This is a genomic window from Micromonospora sp. NPDC047521 (assembly GCF_055587305.1).
Genome location: NZ_JBVJGN010000020.1, coordinates 1 through 17,365, shown reverse-complemented (window position 1 = coordinate 17,365; position 17,365 = coordinate 1). Strand labels below are relative to the sequence as shown.

19 protein-coding genes are annotated in these 17,365 nt (G+C 73.3%); 11 read left to right on the top strand and 8 right to left on the bottom strand.

Features of this window, described 5'->3' with window-relative positions; translation table 11 throughout:
• Positions 1–16 precede the first annotated feature (16 nt).
• On the top strand, positions 17–619 hold the full coding sequence (locus ACZ6N8_RS28805) for an MBL fold metallo-hydrolase (protein ID WP_466013880.1): 603 nt from the start codon (positions 17–19) through the stop codon (positions 617–619).
• Between the two features lie 49 nt (positions 620–668).
• Here ACZ6N8_RS28805 and ACZ6N8_RS28800 read toward each other — a convergent pair whose 3' ends face one another.
• Genes ACZ6N8_RS28800 through ACZ6N8_RS28790 form a run of 3 tightly spaced genes read right to left on the bottom strand, consistent with a single transcriptional unit; the run spans position 669 to position 3,775 of the window.
• The gene (locus tag ACZ6N8_RS28800) at positions 669–2,090 is read right to left on the bottom strand and encodes a DUF6297 family protein (protein ID WP_466013878.1); all 1,422 of its coding nucleotides are present in this window, start codon (positions 2,088–2,090) and stop codon (positions 669–671) included.
• On the bottom strand, positions 2,087–2,704 hold the full coding sequence (locus ACZ6N8_RS28795; RefSeq protein WP_466013876.1) for an ABC transporter ATP-binding protein: 618 nt from the start codon (positions 2,702–2,704) through the stop codon (positions 2,087–2,089). The genes ACZ6N8_RS28800 and ACZ6N8_RS28795 overlap by 4 nt, the downstream gene beginning before the upstream one ends.
• 51 nt (positions 2,705–2,755) lie before the next feature.
• Complete coding sequence (locus ACZ6N8_RS28790) at positions 2,756–3,775, bottom strand: helix-turn-helix transcriptional regulator (RefSeq protein ID WP_466013874.1); 1,020 nt, start codon at positions 3,773–3,775, stop codon at positions 2,756–2,758.
• 44 nt (positions 3,776–3,819) lie between these two features.
• Here ACZ6N8_RS28790 and ACZ6N8_RS28785 point away from each other — a divergent pair, with 44 nt between their 5' ends.
• The 4 genes from ACZ6N8_RS28785 (at position 3,820) to ACZ6N8_RS28770 (ending at position 7,191) form a co-directional block, all read left to right on the top strand.
• Positions 3,820–4,299: a hypothetical protein gene (locus tag ACZ6N8_RS28785; protein ID WP_466013872.1), complete on the top strand. Its 480-nt coding sequence runs from the start codon at positions 3,820–3,822 to the stop codon at positions 4,297–4,299.
• Complete coding sequence (locus ACZ6N8_RS28780; RefSeq protein ID WP_466013870.1) at positions 4,299–4,757, top strand: hypothetical protein; 459 nt, start codon at positions 4,299–4,301, stop codon at positions 4,755–4,757. Before ACZ6N8_RS28785 ends, ACZ6N8_RS28780 begins: the two co-directional genes overlap by 1 nt.
• Before the next feature lie 69 nt (positions 4,758–4,826).
• The gene (locus tag ACZ6N8_RS28775) at positions 4,827–6,314 is read left to right on the top strand and encodes a flavin-containing monooxygenase (RefSeq protein WP_466013868.1); all 1,488 of its coding nucleotides are present in this window, start codon (positions 4,827–4,829) and stop codon (positions 6,312–6,314) included.
• Complete coding sequence (locus ACZ6N8_RS28770; RefSeq protein WP_466013866.1) at positions 6,301–7,191, top strand: SDR family NAD(P)-dependent oxidoreductase; 891 nt, start codon at positions 6,301–6,303, stop codon at positions 7,189–7,191. The genes ACZ6N8_RS28775 and ACZ6N8_RS28770 overlap by 14 nt, the downstream gene beginning before the upstream one ends.
• Before the next feature lie 12 nt (positions 7,192–7,203).
• Here the strand turns inward: ACZ6N8_RS28770 and ACZ6N8_RS28765 are convergent, their stop codons facing one another.
• The 3 genes from ACZ6N8_RS28765 to ACZ6N8_RS28755 all read right to left on the bottom strand — a co-directional run bounded on the left by ACZ6N8_RS28765 (position 7,204) and on the right by ACZ6N8_RS28755 (position 10,372).
• Positions 7,204–8,664, bottom strand: a complete 1,461-nt coding sequence (locus ACZ6N8_RS28765) for a cryptochrome/photolyase family protein (protein ID WP_466013864.1) — start codon at positions 8,662–8,664, stop codon at positions 7,204–7,206.
• Between the two features lie 78 nt (positions 8,665–8,742).
• Positions 8,743–9,930 carry a low temperature requirement protein A gene (locus tag ACZ6N8_RS28760; protein ID WP_466013862.1) on the bottom strand — a complete coding sequence of 396 codons (1,188 nt, stop codon included), beginning with the start codon at positions 9,928–9,930 and terminating at the stop codon, positions 8,743–8,745.
• A 22-nt stretch (positions 9,931–9,952) separates the two neighbouring features.
• On the bottom strand, positions 9,953–10,372 hold the full coding sequence (locus ACZ6N8_RS28755; RefSeq protein ID WP_466013860.1) for a hypothetical protein: 420 nt from the start codon (positions 10,370–10,372) through the stop codon (positions 9,953–9,955).
• A gap of 183 nt (positions 10,373–10,555) precedes the next feature.
• Here ACZ6N8_RS28755 and ACZ6N8_RS28750 point away from each other — a divergent pair, with 183 nt between their 5' ends.
• Entirely contained in the window at positions 10,556–11,641 is a 1,086-nt protein-coding gene (locus tag ACZ6N8_RS28750; protein ID WP_466013858.1) for an S-(hydroxymethyl)mycothiol dehydrogenase, read from the top strand.
• Positions 11,641–12,270: an MBL fold metallo-hydrolase gene (locus tag ACZ6N8_RS28745; RefSeq protein WP_466013856.1), complete on the top strand. Its 630-nt coding sequence runs from the start codon at positions 11,641–11,643 to the stop codon at positions 12,268–12,270. The genes ACZ6N8_RS28750 and ACZ6N8_RS28745 overlap by 1 nt, the downstream gene beginning before the upstream one ends.
• 24 nt (positions 12,271–12,294) lie before the next feature.
• On the opposite strand, the gene tsaA is transcribed toward ACZ6N8_RS28745, so the two are convergent.
• The gene (gene tsaA, locus ACZ6N8_RS28740) at positions 12,295–12,708 is read right to left on the bottom strand and encodes a tRNA (N6-threonylcarbamoyladenosine(37)-N6)-methyltransferase TrmO (RefSeq protein ID WP_466013854.1); all 414 of its coding nucleotides are present in this window, start codon (positions 12,706–12,708) and stop codon (positions 12,295–12,297) included.
• 49 nt (positions 12,709–12,757) lie between these two features.
• Here tsaA and ACZ6N8_RS28735 point away from each other — a divergent pair, with 49 nt between their 5' ends.
• From ACZ6N8_RS28735 to ACZ6N8_RS28725, 3 genes are all read left to right on the top strand, one after another.
• Positions 12,758–13,192 carry a VOC family protein gene (locus ACZ6N8_RS28735; protein WP_466013852.1) on the top strand — a complete coding sequence of 145 codons (435 nt, stop codon included), beginning with the start codon at positions 12,758–12,760 and terminating at the stop codon, positions 13,190–13,192.
• The gene (locus ACZ6N8_RS28730) at positions 13,176–14,291 is read left to right on the top strand and encodes a DUF3626 domain-containing protein (protein WP_466013850.1); all 1,116 of its coding nucleotides are present in this window, start codon (positions 13,176–13,178) and stop codon (positions 14,289–14,291) included. Before ACZ6N8_RS28735 ends, ACZ6N8_RS28730 begins: the two co-directional genes overlap by 17 nt.
• 204 nt (positions 14,292–14,495) lie before the next feature.
• Positions 14,496–15,209 carry a hypothetical protein gene (locus tag ACZ6N8_RS28725; RefSeq protein WP_466013849.1) on the top strand — a complete coding sequence of 238 codons (714 nt, stop codon included), beginning with the start codon at positions 14,496–14,498 and terminating at the stop codon, positions 15,207–15,209.
• A gap of 58 nt (positions 15,210–15,267) precedes the next feature.
• On the opposite strand, the gene ACZ6N8_RS28720 is transcribed toward ACZ6N8_RS28725, so the two are convergent.
• Entirely contained in the window at positions 15,268–16,638 is a 1,371-nt protein-coding gene (locus tag ACZ6N8_RS28720) for a hypothetical protein (RefSeq protein WP_466013848.1), read from the bottom strand.
• 230 nt (positions 16,639–16,868) lie between these two features.
• Between ACZ6N8_RS28720 and ACZ6N8_RS28715 the strand changes: the two genes are divergently transcribed.
• Positions 16,869–17,180: a MazG-like family protein gene (locus ACZ6N8_RS28715; protein WP_387121273.1), complete on the top strand. Its 312-nt coding sequence runs from the start codon at positions 16,869–16,871 to the stop codon at positions 17,178–17,180.
• The last annotated feature ends 185 nt before the right edge of the window (positions 17,181–17,365 follow it).

Genomic DNA, 17,365 nt, shown 5'->3' with positions numbered 1-17,365 from the left:
GACGTACCGTCGCCGGATGCGGATCACCAAATTCACCCATGCCTGCGTCCGGGTCGAGCACGACGGTGGGGTGCTCGTCGTCGACCCGGGCACCTGGAGCGAGCCCCGGGCGCTGGCCGGGGCCGACGCCGTCCTGGTCACCCACGAGCACACCGACCACGTGGACGTGCTGCGGCTGGCCGGCCTCGGTGTCCCCGTGTACGCCCCCGAGGGCGCCCGCCTGCCCGACCTCGCCCCGCTGCCGGTGACCCCGGTGCGGGTGGGGCAGCGCTTCACTGCGGCCGGGATCGAGGTCAGCGCCCACGGTGGCCGGCACGCCACCATCCACGAGGGTCAGCCCGACTGCCCCAACCTGGGTTACCTGATCGGTGACGGGCTCTACCACCCGGGCGATTCGCTGCACGTGCCGGACGAGCCGGTGCACACCCTGCTCGTCCCGGCGCAGGGGTCCTGGATGCGGCTCGACGAGGCGATCCGGTTCGCCCACGCGGTGGGCGCCGAACGGGCGTACCCGATCCACGACGCGCAGCTCAACGAGCGCGGCCTGGCGAGCGTCGCCGGCTGGTTCGGCGAGACGATCCCCGGATACCGCCACCTCGTTCCCGGCGACACCGCCTGAGCCCGCCCAGGGCTTGAGCACAGGCACGCCCTGGGCGACGAGCGCCCGGTCAGCCCAGGAACAGCTGGACGAGGACGAGCACGGCGAGCAGCGCCGGCCCGCGTGCGCCCTGCCTCATCAGGTCGACGGGGACCATGCCGAACGGCGTGTTGACGGTCGCGCCGCCGTAGTCGATGGGTGGGCGGGTGGCGGCGCGGAAGGCGGCGGCCACCACGCCGAGCGCCAGGGTCGGCGCGAGCCACGCCGGCCCGGGCTCGACCGTCGGCAGGGTCGCCAGCCACCACAGGCCCGCGCCGAGCGCCGGCACCACCACGTGGATGCCGCGCAGCAGGGCGTCGCTGCCGCCGAGCGCCCGGCGCAGCCCGGTCGACCTGCTGATCGCGCGCAGTCCGCCGGTCAGCCGGGCGGCGGCGAGGTACGCGAACACCACCTGCGCGGCGCCGGCCAGCCCGGGCAGGGCGAGCGCGGCAGCGTACTGGACCCCGATCAGGGCCGCCCAGATCAGCAGGGCGCTGGGGTGGCGGCGCAGCCGGCGCACGTCGGCCTGGAGCAGCGCCCACCAGCCCGGGCCGGGCAGGAAACGGCCGCTGCGTACCCGGCCGATCCGGCGCCACCGGCGGCTCTCCACCAGACCGGTGAGCAGGCTCGGGTCGAGCAGGATGGTGGCAGTGGCGGCAGCGTTGGCGAACTGCGCGCCGGTGGTCAGGGTGGCCCGGTCGACCCGCGGCAGCGCCCGTACCGCGAGGACCGTGCCGACCACCGCGAGGGGCACCCCGAGGGCGACCAGGGCGATCGTCGGCGTCGACGCCGGCCGGGGCAGCCCGTCGCCGAGGCGACCGGTGAGCACCACGAGGGCGGTGATGACGGCGGCGGCCACCATGGGGACCGCTCCGGCCACTGTGGGCCATCGTCGACCCGCCCGGCTGCTCTGGGCGACGACGCTCAGCGCCAGCGCGGCGGCACCCCAGCCCGCGCCGGCGCCCGCCGCCCAGCCGAGCGCCGCCGGGTCGCTGACGCCGCCGAGCGCCGCCACGGCCACGCCGAGCAGCGCGGTGCCGGCGGCGGCGCCGGCCAGCAGGACCGCGAGGCGCGGCGCCAGCCAGGCCCGCCTGTCGACAGGCGCGCTCGTCACCCAGCTCTGGGTGGCCGGGGTGACCAGCAGCGGGCCGAACGCGCGCAGGCCACGCCAGGCCAGCCCGGCGCCGGTGAGGAGCGCGGCGACGGCCAGCCACCACCGCACTCCCGGCTCGGCCTGCCCCACGGTGGGGGAGGCCAGCATGTCCCGGCTCGCGCTTATCGCGAACCAGCCGTACATGCCGACGAACAGCACCATCACGTACGCGTCGCCCAGCACGTCGCCGAGGGAGTGCTCGTGGTGCCGGCGGCGGGCCAGGCGCAGGTGGGTACGGACCTGGCGGGCCGTGGGCAGCCCGGCCGGCGCCTCGGCGACGGTGGCCGGCGGGGCGGTCACCTGCCGATCTCGATCCGCTCGTCGACGACCGCGTCGATCAGTTCCGGGTCGTGCGAGGCCAGCAGCACCGTGGTGCCGGCGTCGCGTTCGCGGCGCAGCCGGTCGGCGAGCCACTGCCGGCCGCCGACGTCGAGGCGCTGCTCCGGCTCGTCGAGGATGAGCACCCGACGGGGCCGGACGAAGCACGACGCCAGGGCGAGCCGTCGGCGCTGCCCACTGGACAGGGTGACAGGCAGTTGGTCGCGGGCCGGCCCCAGGCCCAGCTCGGTGATGACCTCCTCGACCGGCTCGGCGCTGCCCCCGTGGGCGTACGCGACGAGTTCCAGGTGCTCGACGACTGACAGGTCGGGGAAGAAGTCGATGTCGTCAAGGGCGGCGGCCATCAGCGCCCGTACCTGCGGGTCGGTCTCGTCGGCCCGGTAACCGTGCACCCGCACCTCGCCCGCGTCCGGCCGGTCGGCGCCGACGACGCAGCGCAGCAGTGTGGTCTTGCCGCTGCCGTTGGGGCCGAGCACCACGGCGATCCGCCCGGGCGGAAGCGTGAAGCTCACGTCGTCGAGCACCACCAGGTTGCCGAAGTTACGGCTGAGTCCCCGTACCGCTAGCGCGTCCACGAGCACACACTCTCCCAGACCCGTGCAACCGGCCACCACGAGCGGCCTACGTCACCCCCGGTCACCTGCCGTATCGGCGCGGGTGTCCGGTTGCGGGGCGGGTGCGTAGAGGGCGGCCAGCCCCGACGCCGTGGCGGCCAGCCGCTCGCGGAGCGCGACAGGTGTCAGCACCTCCACCTCCGCGCCGAGGCGCAGCAGGTCGCCGTGGGCGTGGGTGAGCGACTCGATCGGCAGCACCGCGGTCACCCAGCCCCGGGCGTCCGGCGGACCGGCGCTGGCGTCCACGGCTGCCACCACCGGATCGCTGCCGATCTCCCGCAGCCGTTCCCGGCCGGCGGGGGAGAGCCGGACGGTGGCCTCGTCGCGGTGCAGTTCCGCCCGGAACCGGGCCACGTGCGCCCGCCACCAGGACGGCAGGTCGAAGTCGGCGGGCCTGTCGAACTCCTCGGTCAGGGGGGTCAGCGCCCGGATCTGGTTGACCCGGTAGGTCGCCGGTCGGCCCCGGCCCGGCTGGTCGGCCACCACGTACCACCGGCCGCCCTTGAGCACCAGACCGTACGGCTCCAGCACCCGTGTCACGTCGCCCTTCCAGCTGCGGTAGCGTACCTCGACGCGGTGCTGGCGCCACACCGCCTCGGCGGTGCGGGCCAGCTCGGGTGAGGTGTCGCCGTCGGCGTACCAGCCGGGCGTGTCCAGGTGGAAGCGTTGCTGGAGTTGGGTGGCCCGGTCGCGCAGGGGGGCCGGAAGCGCGGCGTGCAGCTTGAGTCGCAGTGCCGCCACCACGTCGCCGTAGCCCAGCTCGTCGGCGGGGCCGGGCAGCCCGGCCAGGAAGAGCCGGTCGGCCTCCTCGGCGGTGAGACCGGTCAGCCGGGTGCGCCAACCGTCGACGAGCTGGTAGCCGCCGGCGTGCCCGGCCTCGCCGTACAGCGGGATGCCGGCGGCGTGCAACGACTCGACGTCCCGGTAGATGGTGCGGGGGGAGACGGACAGCCGCTCGGCTAGCTGCGCGGCGGTCAGCCGGCCGTGCGCCTGGAGCAGCAGCAGGACGGAGAGGAGTCGACTGGCCCGCACTTCACTGACACTAGCTGTCAGGGAAGGGGTCCTACCGTCCCGGCATGGCATTTCGCGACAAGGACCTGCGAGCACCCGGACCGGTCACCGTGGACGGTCGGCAGCTCAAGCGCTATCACATCGACCAGCCGCAGCGGCCCCTCGAGCCGGAGGTGCAGAAGGCCGCGTACGACATGCTGCCCGCGCTGCTGGCCGACGTCCCGGACGACGGCACCCCGGCCGCCGGGTGGGTGGTGCTGCACCGGGGCGCGGACACGGGCGCCTACCTGCTGGCGTACACCTGGGTGTGGGACAACGCGGTGGAGGTGCGCGTCGCGGCGGCCGGGCAGCCCGCGCTGGACTGCCTGGACCAGGACCCGACGAACTTCGTGACGCTCCGCCGCCCCGCAGTGGGCTGCGTCTGGGAGTTGGCGGTGTTCGAGCACGAACGGGCCGCCTGGATACGGCACATGCTCGCGCCGGAACGTCCCGACCTGACCGGTTATCTGGGCGACACGCGAGCGGAAGGGCCGGTGGGCCGCTGATGGGCGACTTCGACTTCTTCGTGGGCACCTGGAACGTGGTCAACCGCCGGCTGCGCGAGCGGCTGGCCGGCTCCGACGAGTGGGAGGAGTTCCCGGGGGTGTCGGTCGCGCACGGCTTCTTCGCCGGCGGCGGCCACTTCGACGAGATCACCTTCCCGACGAAGGGTTTCTCCGGCGCGACGCTGCGGATCTTCGACCCGGCCACCGGGCAGTGGTCGATCTACTGGATGAACAGCTGTCGCGGCGAGTTGGAGCAACCCCCGATGGTGGGCCGTTTCGTCGACGGGGTGGGCCGCTTCTACGCCGACGACCAGCACGAGGGGCGTCCGGTCCGGTGCCGGTTCATCTGGTCGGACATCAGCGCGAGCACCGCGCGCTGGGAGCAGGCGTTCTCGGTCGACGGCGAGCGCACCTGGGAAACCAACTGGATCATGACGTTCAGCCGGGCGGCCGACTGACTCCGCCCGGCGACGGGGCGGTGGGCGCGGTGTTAGTGTCCGTCCACCGCCCCGGATCCAGGAGCGCCCATGACCCCCGACCACGTCGACGTGCTGATCATCGGTGCCGGCCTGTCCGGCGTCGGCGCCGCCTGCCACCTGCGCCGCGACTGCCCCGACAAGACGTACGCGGTGCTGGAGGCGCGCGACGCCGTCGGCGGCACCTGGGACCTGTTCCGCTATCCGGGCATCCGGAGTGACTCGGACATGTTCACCCTCGGCTACTCCTTCAAGCCGTGGACCGCGCCGAAGGCCATCGCCGACGGCGGGACGATCCGGGAGTACGTCCGGGACACCGCCCGCGAGTACGACGTGCAGCGGCACATCCGCTTCAACCACCGGGTGACGCAGGCCGACTGGGACAGCGCCACCGCCCGCTGGACGGTACGCGCCCAGCGCACCGACACCGGCGAGCCGGTCGTCCTGACCTGCTCGTTCCTGTTCGCCTGCACCGGTTACTACCGCTACGACGAGGGTTACACCCCACCGCTGCCCGGCCTCGACGCGTACGCCGGCCGGCTGGTGCACCCGCAGCACTGGCCCGACGACCTCGACTACGCCGGCAAGCGGGTGGTGGTGATCGGCAGCGGCGCCACCGCCGTGACACTGGTGCCGGCGATGGCCGAGCGGGCCGCCCACGTGACGATGCTCCAGCGCTCACCCACGTACGTCCTGGCCCTGCCCTCGCGCGACAGGCTGGCCGACGCGCTGCGGCGCGTCCTGCCGGCGACCGTCGCGTATCCGGTCGTGCGCTGGAAGAACGTGCTGATGTCCACGATCACCTTCCAGCTCAGCCGGCGGGCGCCGCGGCTGGTGAGGCGGATGCTGCGCCGGGCCACGACGGGCCGGCTCCCGGTGGGGTACGACGTCGACAGGCACTTCTCACCCCGCTACGACCCGTGGGACCAGCGGCTCTGCGTGGCACCCGACGGCGACCTGTTCACGGCCGTGGCCCAGGGCCGGGCGTCGGTGGCCACCGACACCATCGACACGTTCACGCCGCACGGCGTCCGGCTGACCTCCGGCGCCGAGCTGCCCGCCGACGTCGTGGTCACCGCCACCGGGCTCAACCTGCTGGCCATCGGCGGGCTGACCCTGCGCGTCGACGGTGTCGAGGTCGACCTGGCCGACGCCGTCGCCTACAAGGGCATGATGCTGTCCGGGGTGCCGAACTTCGCGTTGACCCTCGGCTACACGAACGCGTCGTGGACGTTGAAGGCCGACCTGGTCGCCGGTTACGTCTGCCGGCTGCTGCGGCACCTGGACCGCACCGGCCAGCAGGTCGTCACCCCGCTCCCGCCGCCCGACGACGAGCGGGTGCCGCTGATCGACCTGCGCTCCTCCTACGTGCTGCGCAGCGTCGACGCGCTGCCCCGGCAGGGCGCGAACGCGCCGTGGCGGCTGTACCAGAACTACGCCCGTGACGTGCTTCTCATGCGACACGGCCGGCTCACCGACGAGGGGGTGCGGTTCTCCCGCGCCACCCGGCAGGAAAGGAGCACCCGTGCGCAGGTTTGAGTTCACCGGCGCGACAGCCGTCGTCACAGGCGCGGCCAGCGGCATCGGCGAGGCGTTGGCGCAGGCGCTGGCCCGCCGGGGCAGCGACCTGGTCCTGCTGGACCGCGACACCGAACGGCTGGACGCGGTCGCCGCGGCGATCCGCGCCGAACACCCGGGCCGGCGGGTGCACACCCACGTCGTGGACCTCGCCGACGCGTCGGCCACCGCCGCGGTGGCCGAGGAGATCCGCCAGCGGCATCCCCGCGTACGGCTGTTGGTGAACAACGCGGGCGTCGGCCTCGGCGGCCGGTTCGACCAGGTGACGTTCGCCGAGTTCAGCTGGGTCATCGACGTCAACTTCAGGGCCGTGGCGCAGCTGACCCACGCGCTGCTGCCCACCCTCAAGGCGGAACCCGGCGCGCACCTGGTGAACATCTCCAGCCTGTTCGGGCTGATCGCGCCGGCCGGGCAGACCGCGTACGCGGCGAGCAAGTTCGCGGTGCGCGGCCTCACCGAGGCGCTGCGCCACGAACTGGTCGACGACGGCATCGGCGTGACGTCGGTGCACCCCGGCGGCATCCGTACCCGGATCACCGAGAACGCCCGGATCGGCAGCGGCGTCTCGCACGAGGAGTACGCCGCCGGCCGCGCCCAGTTCGAGAAGCTGCTCACCATCGCGCCGCAGCGGGCCGCCGAGGTGATCCTGCGTGGCGTCGAGCGGCGCCGGGGCCGGGTGCTGATCGGCTGGTCGGCGAAGGTGCCCGACCTGCTGGCCCGGGTCCTGCCGGCCTCGTACAACAGGCTGCTGGTGACCGGCCTCAACCGCGGAGTCGTCCGGCCGGCCCCGCCCGTGCCCGCGCAGCGCTCCGCCGACACCGCCCGCGACGCGGTGTGACGGCAGGTCCGCTCACGGCGGCGTGCTGCCCCGCTTCTCCTCCTGCGCCAGCACCGCCTCGCGGTGCTCCGGGTCGTCGCGGCTGTCCAACTCGGCGGCGAGCCGCGGATCGGCCACCAACCGCTCCCGGTTGCGGTGCAGGAAACTCTCGAAACCCCCGGTGTACGGGCAGGCCAGGTCGCCCAGCGCCCGCTCGGGGACATAGCGGCACCCGGCGCAGTAGTCACTGATCTCGTCGATGTCGGTGCCGCCCACCGCGTACGGGCGGGTGTCGATCCGGGCCAGGTCGGCGTACTGGCTCATCCCGACGACAGTCGCGTTCATCACCCAGTCGGTGCCGTCGACGAAGCACAGCTGGAACCAGTCCGCCAGCTCGGACGGGCGCCAGCCGCGCTGCAACGCGTAGTTGCCGAGCACCAGCAGGCGGGGGCTGTGGTGGGTCCACGCCCGGTCCCGTACGGCGGCGAGCACGTCGGCCAGGCAGCGCGCCTCCACCGCGTCGGCGTCCAGCTCGACGAACCACTGCGGCAACGGCTCGGTCGCGCCCAGCCAGTTCGCGCCCCGGTACGGCGGCTCGAAGTACCAGTACAGCTGCCACAGGAACTCCCGCCAGCCGAGCAGGCCCCGGATGAACGGCTCCACCGCCGTCCGCGGGGCCGCGCCGCTGCGCCACGCCTGTTCGGCGGCGCGGATCGCCGGCTCCGGGTCGAGCAGTCCCAAATTGAACGAGGACGAGAGCGCGGAGTGCGCCAGCAGCGGGTCGTCGACGCTCATCACGTCGGCGTAGCGGCCGTAATCCGGCAGTCGGTGGGTCAGGAAGTGCGCCAGGCGGGCCTGCGCCTCGGCGTGCGTGGCCGGGTGTCGGCGGGGGCCGTCGCGGCCCACGAAACGCACCCCGTCGGCGGCCCACCGGTCCAGGTCGCGGCGTACCTGCGCGTCGATCTCGTCCTCGACGATCGGCGGCGGTACGGGCGGCGGCGTCGGCACGCCGTGGTCCTCGGCGCGGGTACGCCGGGCCGCCCCGGCCCCGCCGGCCGGGGCGGTCAGCACGTCGTGCCGGCGGCGGGCGTGCCGGTAGAAGTCGGCCATCCGCAGCGGACCGCGCCGGGTGCGGTCGGCCCAACCGGCGAAGTCGGCCTGGCTGGTGACGAAGCCGCGCGGGGGCAGCACGGTCAGCTCCGGCACCGACCGGGCGAAGCGCAGCGCCGCCCGGGAGTGCGGATGGCACACCTCCAGGGGCTCACCGACCTGTGCCAGCGCCTCCCGGAAGGTGTCGGTCCGCAGCACCAGCGCCCGGTCACCCAGCTCGGCCGCACGGTGGCGCAGCGCGGAGAGGATCAGGTGCGCCTTCTGCCGGTGCATCGGCCGGCGGCGGAACAGGTCACGGATCTCCACCAGCAGCACCGGCTGATCGGGGTCGTCGAGGAAGTGCGGCCCGAGTTGATCGGCCAGCAACCATCGGCGGCGAAGCATGTCGCAATTCTGCCCACCTTCGGGCCGACGCGCCCATCGGCAGGCCGGCCGGGCGCGTCCGGGTCCATACCGGTCGGATCATCCCGAACCGACGCCGGGCACCGCCGGCGCGGGCAGCACGTCGCGCCGGCGCAGCAGCACGGTAAACGCCACGAGTGCCACAAGCAGCAGCGCGACCGCGTACACCGGGGCCGGACCCAACGGCGTGAGCAGCGCGAGCAGTGCCACCACCGGGAACGCCACGACCACCGCGCCGTGCTGTTGTCGACGGACGTGCAGCACCCAGATGGTGAGCAGGAAGGCGGCGACGGGGACGGCGAGCGCGTACCCGGCGGTGGTGCCGGAGATGTGCGCGAGGTGCCGCTCGTGGTCGACGGCCACACCCAGGCCGGCGCCGACGGCCGCGACCGCAGCGAAGACCAGGTAGTGGCCGTAGCCCCAGACCAACGAGTACGGCAGTTGGTCGGGCGCCTCGATGGGCCTGTCGAAGTAGAGCCACCACAGTGCGAACACGATCACCGTTGCAGCCGCCGCCAGCGTCCAGAGCTGACGGTCTCCCGCGTCCACTCCGGTCTGGATGGCCACCGACGTGGCCAGCACCACGTCACCGAGCACGATGAGGGTGAACAGCCCGTACCGTTCGGTGATGTGCCCGGGGTGCCAGGGGGTCATTCCGGGCCGTTCGGCCACCGCCGGCACCAGCAGGTCGGCCAGGGCCAGCACCAGGAACGACGCGGTGCCCCACTCCTGTGGCAGGACCAGCCGCAGCAGCCAGCCGAGCTGGACGACCGTGACACCGATGGCGTACCGCGTGGCCGCCGGGCGGTGCACCGGGTCACCGGCCGCGGCCCGGGACCAGTGCACGACTGCCGCGAGCCGCATCACCACGTAGCCGTACGTGATGATGCTGAAGTCGCCGTCGCTGAAGGCCCGTGGCACCCCGGCGGCGATGATCAGGGCACCGGCGATCTGCACGAGGGTCGTGATCCGGTAGACGTCGTCGTCGGTGTCGTAGGCCGACGCGAACCAGGTGAAGTTCATCCACGACCACCAGATCGCGAAGAAGACCATCAGGTAGCTGGTCAGCGCGTGGACGAGGTGCCCCTCGGAGACGTCGTGGTGCAGGCTGCCGGCCGCCTGCGCCACGGCCACCACGAAGCACAGGTCGAAGAACAGTTCCAGCGGGGTTGCCGCCCGGTTCGGCTCGTCCCGGCTGCGGGGCCGCATCGGCCGGTAGAACGGCCGTACCGACGGGGTCCTGGTCACCGCGGCTCCTCGGCAGGTGCGGTCAGTGTCGCCGGCGGCCGTGGGTCAGACCCTCCAGCACCAGGGTCAGCCCCGCGCCGACCAGCCAGACGTCCTTGGCGAGACCGGTGCCCTGCTGGGTCGGGCGGACGCTGCCCGGCTCCCGCATCCCCGGTGTCTTCAGGTACAGCTGCACCAGCCCCGCGCCGAACGCGGTCAGGCCGAGCCCGACCAGGGGCGCCGGGACGAACGGCGTGAGCAGCGCGGCCCCCAGGGCGATCTCCGAGTACGACAGCAGCTTCGCGAACCGCGCCGGCTCGAACTGATTGAGCTGGGGCATGGCGGCCACCGCCATGCCGTGCATGCCCTCCGCGGCGGCGCCCTCCAGATTCCGCTTACCCAGACCCGAGTTGAGGATGTACGCGCCGATGCTGACCCGCAGCGGCAGGTGCGCGAGCTTCATTGTCACTCCCGGTGGCCGTGGTCGAATGCGGCACGCGTACCCGGGACGGCCGGCGATAACCCGCCGGGGTGGCTGGGCTGGTCGTGGTGGTGGCGGTAGGTTCGCCCCAGGGCCCACCGCCGAGCCCGGCGCACCCGCTGACCCGGCGTCCGGCCCCGCCGCACACCACCAGCAGGAGGCCACGTGAGCCAGGAAGTCCGGGGAGTCATCTCCCGCAGCAAGGGAGTGCCGGTCGAGGTCACCACCATCGTGGTGCCCGATCCGGGCCCCGGTGAGGCAGTCGTCCGGATCCAGTCCTGCGGGGTCTGCCACACCGACCTGCACTATCGCGAGGGCGGCATCAACGACGACTACCCGTTCCTGCTCGGTCACGAGGCGGCGGGCATCGTCGAGCAGGTGGGCGCCGGCGTCACCGACGTCGCCCCCGGTGACTTCGTGGTGCTCAACTGGCGCGCGGTGTGCGGGGTGTGCCGGGCCTGCCGTCGCGGCCGGCCGTGGTACTGCTTCGACACCCACAACGCCACGCAGCGGATGACCCTCACCGACGGCACCGAGCTGACCCCGGCGCTGGGCATCGGCGCGTTCGCCGAGAAGACCCTGGTGCACGCCGGTCAGTGCACGAAGGTCGACCCGGCCGCGCGGCCGGCGGCCGTGGGCCTGCTCGGCTGCGGGGTGATGGCCGGGCTGGGCGCCGCCATGAACACCGGAAACGTCACCCGGGGCGACTCGGTCGCGGTGATCGGCTGCGGTGGCGTCGGGGACGCGGCGGTCGCCGGCGCGGCCCTCGCGGGCGCCACGACGATCGTCGCGGTGGACACCGACAGCCGCAAGCTCGACTGGGCCCGCAGGTTCGGCGCCACGCACACCGTGAACGCCTCCGAGACCGACCCGGTCGAGGCGATCCGCGCCGCCACCGGTGGCTTCGGCGCCGACGTCGTGATCGACGCGGTGGGTCGCCCGGAGACGTGGAAGCAGGCCTTCTACGCCCGGGACCTGGCCGGCACGGTGGTGCTCGTCGGCGTACCGACCCCGCAGATGCGGGTCGAGCTGCCGCTGCTCGACGTCTTCGGCCGTGGCGGCGCCCTCAAGTCCAGCTGGTACGGCGACTGCCTGCCCAGCCGCGACTTCCCGATGCTCACCGAGCTGTACCTTCAGGGCCGACTCGACCTGGACGCCTTCGTCACCGAGGAGATCGCGCTCGACCAGGTCGAGAACGCGTTCGACCGGATGCACGGCGGTGACGTGCTGCGTTCGGTGGTGGTGTTCTGATGACCGCCCGGGTCGACCGTACGGTCACCGCGGGCACGTTCTCCCTCGACGGCCAGACCTTCGACGTGGACAACAACGTGTGGGTCGTCGGCGATGACAGCGAATGCGTCGTGCTTGACGCGCCGCACGACGTGGAGGCGATCCTCGCCCTGGTGGGGGACCGCCGGGTCCGGGCCATCCTCGCCACCCACGCGCACGACGACCACGTCCGGGTGGCGCCCGAACTGGCCGAGGCCACAGGCGCGCCGGTGCTGCTGCACGCCGCCGACCGGGTGCTGTGGGACATGGTCCACCCGCACCTGCCGCCGCACGGCGAGCTGCACGACGGGCAGGGCATCGAGGTGGCCGGCACCACGCTGCGGGTGCTGCACACCCCCGGGCACAGCCCCGGCGCGTGCAGCTTCCACGCCCCGGGTCTGGGCGTGGTGTTCACCGGCGACACGCTGTTCAACGGGGGGCCGGGCGCGACCGGGCGCTCGTTCAGCGACTTCGACACGATCGTCAGGTCGATCCGTACCCGCCTGCTCACGCTGCCGGCTGAGACGGTCGTGCACCCGGGGCACGGCGACGACACCACGATCGGCGCGGAGGCGCCGCACCTGCCGGAGTGGCTGGCCCGGGGCCACTGAGCCCCACGCGTGCCGGCGGGCGCGTCAGCGCTCGTCGGCCGCGCCCAGCACCGGCTTGACGTCCAGGATCGGGGTGCCGTCGAGTGCCTCCAGGTCGGCCACCCGCAGGCGCAGACCGTCCACGGCGAGCACCCGCACCCGGTGCAGGCCGATGGGGTTGGGCCGGTGTGGCGAGCGGGTGCTGAACACGCCCGTCTCCGGGCGGCTCTCGTCGCCGCGCGGACGCACCGCCAGCACGTCCCGCCGCGCCCGGTCCAGCCAGGTCAGCACCAGCAGGTCGCCGCCGACCCGCAGGTCGCGCACGGCGCGCTCGACCTGCGGGTCGAAGACCAGCCATGCCTCCGGCGCGCCCTCGTCGCCCTGCCGTGGCGCGGACGCCGCGTCGGTAAGCGGCGAAGAGACCCGGCCGACCGCTCGCAGGAGGTGTTCGTCGGCCATCCGTACTCCCTTCCGGACGGTGTCAGCCTACGGCGTTACGATCGCCCGCATGCCCGCCGAGCACCAGGTACCCGCCGTCCGTCAGCTGCGCCTCGTGGTGGAGGCGGCCGATTACGACGCCGCCGTGGCGTTCTTCCGCGACGCGCTGGGCCTGCGCGAGGAGGCGGCGTTCAGCGGCGAGGGGGACGCCCGGGTGATGATCCTGGACGCGGGCCGGGCCACCCTGGAGATCGCCAACCCGGCGCAGAAGCGCATGATCGACGAGGTCGAGGTGGGCCGGCAGGTGGCGCCGCGCATCCGGGTGGCCTTCGAGGTGGACGACGCCGAGGCGACCACCGCCCGACTGGTCGCCGCCGGCGCGAGCGAGGTCGCGCCGCCGACGCGTACCCCCTGGCAGTCGCTCAACTCCCGCCTCGACGCCCCGGCCGACCTGCACATCACGGTCTTCGAGGAGTTGGGGACGGCTGATGACGGCGACGACTGACGCGGGAGGGGTCCACGCCACGACCGGCCGGGCCGCGCAGGCGGCCGCCGTCGCGTACGTGCGGTCGCTCGCCGTGGTCGAGCGTCCCGCCGCGCTCGCCACAATCGTGCGGGAGTTCGCCGCCGCCGACGTCCACCATCGGCCCGAGCAGGTGCTGACCTCGGTCGTCGGGCATGGCCGGCTCACTGTGAACTTCCATCCGGACCGGCTGGGCGCGGACGGGCGGACGGTGGCCGCCGCCCTCGCCGACGACGGGGTGTACCGCAGTCAGTTCGTCACAGGGATCTCCAACGGCGGGCTCAGCCCGTACCCCGGCGGCGACCGGGACCGCTGGGAGCGGCGGATGTTCGACGGGGCGTACCAGCGGCCCGGGGTGACACCGGCGGACCGGCCCACCTACGGCGGGCTGAACCTGCTCGACCATCCGGACGGCGCCTGCCCCCGCTTCGGCTCCTGTCACCTGCGGCTGCGTCCGGCGGTGCTGTCCCGGGCCACGTTCTGCCTCGGCGACAGCCACCTCGGCCCGGGTGTGGTGGGCACCGCCGACGCGTTCGAGGCGGTGCTCGCCGGGTTGCTGACCGCCACCGCCGCCACCGGGGCCTGCCTGGGACGCGCGGGAACGGACGTCGGCACCCTGGTACGGACGGTTGTGGACGCGCCCGGCACACCGGCCACGGCGGGTCGCGCGCTTGACGACTACGTGGAGGCTCAGGTCCACGGCACCCTGGACCTCGCCACGGACGTCGAGGAACTGGTGGCGGATCCGTCCTTCGCCGGCACCCCGACCGGCGCGACGCTGGAACAGATCGCCAGGCGGTACGGTTTCCCGCTGCGGTGGCACGCCGGCTTCACGCTCGCGGTCGATCGGGTCGACCCGGACTTCCGGGGCCCCGCGATCCCGGTGTTGGCGGCGCGTCTGCACCGCGAGTTCGCCCGACCGGGCGCACCTGTGGACGCGGCGCTGATCGGCCGGGGCGCGGCGTCGGCGGTCACCGAGCCGGCCCGTTGGGCGGACCGGGGCCCGATCGCGGACACCCTTCAGCATCTCAAGCAGCTCTGGCACGTTCTCGTCCGGTTCGGCACGCCGCACGCCGGCTGACCGGTCCACAGCCCGTCCACACCGATCGTCCGGTTCGCCCGGGTGACCGGGACCGCATGCTGCGCCAGCTCGGGCATTTCCGGAATGCCCGACACGCCAAGCTGGTTGTGTCCCCCGTACCGCCGGAGCCCAAACCCTTTCCGCGGTCATCTCCCGAGGAGTGTTCACCCCGGAGCGCTCCGCACGATCGAAAGGGCAACCATCGTGAAGGTCGACTTCACTCGATGGCTCCCCGCCATCGCTAAGGACTCGTACCGCAAGACCGCGCTGAGCGTGGTGGGTGTGGCTGCCCTCGGCGGCCTGGCGCTCGCGCCCACCGCGGCTGCCGCCCCGGTCACCTCAGGACCGCACCAGGGCGCCGTCGCCGCCATCGACCTCGCCACCGGCAAGGCCGCCACCTCTGCGCGGCAGGAGGACCAGCCCGCCGAGTCGGGCCTGACCACCGGCTCCGCCACCGGCAAGCCGCCGGCCGGCAAGCCCAGCCGGGACCAGCTCATCCCGCACGGCATCGAGGGCGCCCAGTCGCGCATCCCGCTCGACAAGGCGCAGCTCGACAACGCGCGGGCGATCGTCGACGCCGCCAAGAAGACGGGCGTCGGTGACCGGGGCGCCGTGATCGGCGTCGCCACCTCGTTGCAGGAGTCGAAGCTGTACAACCTCGGCCACCTCGGCGCGTACAACGACCACGACTCGCAGGGCCTGTTCCAGCAGCGCCCGTCGTCCGGTTGGGGCACGCCCGAGCAGATCACCGACCCGGAGTACTCGGCCACGGCGTTCTTCACCGCGCTCAAGAACGTGGGCGGCTGGCAGGACCTGCCGCTGACCACCGCCGCGCAGACCGTGCAGGTCTCCGCCTTCCCGTACGCGTACGCGCAGTGGGAGGAGCAGGCGGCGGACATCGTCCAGCAGCTCTGGTGACACCCGCACACGAGAACCGGCCGGCTCCCCGCACGGGAGCCGGCCGGTTCTCTCGTACTCAGCAGGCGGGGTAGAGGCGGCGAGTGCCGACGCCTGCGGCGTACGCGGCCCGGTCACTGAACCGGCAGCCGTAGTCGGCCCGGGCCACCACCGCCGGATCGGTCACGGTGTCACCGGCCGGACGCTTGCCGGTGCGTACCCAGGACACCAGGTCGTCCCACGCGGCGCCCGCCTCGCTCGGGGTGAACTCGCAGTGCTGCGTGGCACGGATGGCCCGCTGCACCACCAGCCGGCCGCGACCGTTGCGGGCCACATCGGTGGCGTACGCCTGCTCCATGCTGAACGGCACGAACAGGTCACCGAGACCGTGCAGGCTGAGCACCGGCGCGGTGGGCCGGCCGGCGATCCGCGGCACCTCGGTAAGCGTCGGCAGGAGTCGCTGCACGACGTTCTCCGGGGCGACCCGCAGCACTGTGGCGTTGACGTCCACCGGGCTGTTCGGGGTGTAGCGGGTGAGCAGGTTGGTGGACAGCTGCCCGGGCCGCTGGGCGGGGGAGTTGCCGCTCCCGGTGGGCACGCTGATGGAGAAGAGGAAGTCCTTCCACACCGCGAACGCGGCGTCGGCTCCCGGACGCGGCCCGCCCGAACGGTTCACCGTGATGGCCCGCAGCTGCTTGCCCCGTTCGGTAGTGGTGTCCGGCCCGGTGGGGGTCAGCCCGGCCAGGCCGAGCGCCACCTGGATGCGCGGGACCGCGTTGCTCAAATAGTCGGCCGGCGTGGGATAGGCAGGCACCTCGGCCAGGGCCTGCGCGACCAGGTTGTAGTCCAGGTAGAAGTCGAGCAGCGTCTGGTCGCCGAGCACCCCGCACATGGGCAGCGCCCCGTCGTAGAAGCCCGGGTACTGCTCCAGGGAACGGCCGATGACGTACCCGCCCATCGACACACCGGCGAGGTAGGTGCGGTGCGGCTTGCGGACGGTCCGTCCGAAGTGGTCGGCCAGGTCTCTGGTGCCCAGCACCCCGGAACGGATGTCGAAGCCGTTGCGGTCGTACGACGAGGACGCCCACGCGTACCCCTGCTCCAGCAGGCGCTGGCGCAGCTCGTACGCGGGAGGCTCCGGCGAGAGCACCGTGCCCTGACCGCGGTAGCCGTGCGCCCACAGCACCAGGTCGCCGTTCCACCGGGCGGGGACCTCGATGATGTACCCGGCGTGGCGGTGCACGCCCTGGCGTACCGTTGTCGGCCGCCCGCCCACGACCAGCGGGGCCAGCGGCGGGTTCTCGATGGTGTACCCGGGCAGCGGCTGGCCGCCCCCGGGATCGCGGCCGGAGGCGGCGGCTGGCGCGGCGCCGGCCAGCCCGACGGCCAGAATGAGGGTCGCGGTGGCCGCGACCAGGCGGCGCAGGGTACGAACGGGTGTGGACAGCATCGACGCTCCCCATCGGACGGATGTCGCCTCCGGGGGCGACCAGGCGGGACGGTTGCCTACCGGCCGGTAGCGCCCTGAACCTAGGACCGCCGTAGACCGGAGTCAATGGGTACGCTGACCGGCCGCTCAGACGCGACTGTCCGGCCGGTCAGGTCGGGCCGGACGGGTGCCCGTCTCCGTTACCGGCCCGGGTACGCGCTCGGGCCGGGCGGTCGGGTTGACTGGTCCCCGTGGACGACTCGATCTGGGACGCGGTCCGAGCGATGCGCGGCTGGCTGGACGCGGCGAACGGCACCGGGCAGACGGAACTGACCTGCCGCATCCTCAAACTGACCGAGGAGGCGGGGGAGGCGTCCGCCGCCTGGATCGGCCTGCTCGGACAGAATCCGCGCAAAGGCGTCACCCACACCCGCGAGGACGTGGCGGCGGAGTTGGCCGACGTGGCACTCACCGCGCTCGTGGCGATCGAGAGTCTGGGGCTCGACGCGCAGACGATCCTGGACACCTCCGCCAGAAAGGTCCGCTCCCGCCTCGCGGGGTGAGGCCTGTCGGCCCCCGCCCGTTTCATGATCGACGCCAAGTCGCCGATGTGGCGGTGTCTCGGTGTCCTGAATGGCACCGTATCGGCGATTTGGAGTGGATCATCGTCCTGGGCGCCCGGGGTGCCCCCGCCCGGTGTCCGGCTGGGGTGTTTGTCTGGTCTGGGGTCGTGTGGGTTGTGACCGGT

What these genes read in the sequence shown, in the direction of transcription:
- ACZ6N8_RS28780 (WP_466013870.1), top strand. Translation starts at nt 4,299, where the DNA reads ATGGGCGACTTCGACTTCTTCGTGGGCACCTGGAACGTGGTCAACCGC.
- ACZ6N8_RS28765 (WP_466013864.1), bottom strand. Translation starts at nt 8,664, where the DNA reads ATGCTTCGCCGCCGATGGTTGCTGGCCGATCAACTCGGGCCGCACTTC.
- ACZ6N8_RS28745 (WP_466013856.1), top strand. Translation starts at nt 11,641, where the DNA reads ATGACCGCCCGGGTCGACCGTACGGTCACCGCGGGCACGTTCTCCCTC.
- ACZ6N8_RS28775 (WP_466013868.1), top strand. Translation starts at nt 4,827, where the DNA reads ATGACCCCCGACCACGTCGACGTGCTGATCATCGGTGCCGGCCTGTCC.
- ACZ6N8_RS28805 (WP_466013880.1), top strand. Translation starts at nt 17, where the DNA reads ATGCGGATCACCAAATTCACCCATGCCTGCGTCCGGGTCGAGCACGAC.
- ACZ6N8_RS28755 (WP_466013860.1), bottom strand. Translation starts at nt 10,372, where the DNA reads ATGAAGCTCGCGCACCTGCCGCTGCGGGTCAGCATCGGCGCGTACATC.
- tsaA (WP_466013854.1), bottom strand. Translation starts at nt 12,708, where the DNA reads ATGGCCGACGAACACCTCCTGCGAGCGGTCGGCCGGGTCTCTTCGCCG.
- ACZ6N8_RS28735 (WP_466013852.1), top strand. Translation starts at nt 12,758, where the DNA reads ATGCCCGCCGAGCACCAGGTACCCGCCGTCCGTCAGCTGCGCCTCGTG.
- ACZ6N8_RS28730 (WP_466013850.1), top strand. Translation starts at nt 13,176, where the DNA reads ATGACGGCGACGACTGACGCGGGAGGGGTCCACGCCACGACCGGCCGG.
- ACZ6N8_RS28720 (WP_466013848.1), bottom strand. Translation starts at nt 16,638, where the DNA reads ATGCTGTCCACACCCGTTCGTACCCTGCGCCGCCTGGTCGCGGCCACC.
- ACZ6N8_RS28785 (WP_466013872.1), top strand. Translation starts at nt 3,820, where the DNA reads ATGGCATTTCGCGACAAGGACCTGCGAGCACCCGGACCGGTCACCGTG.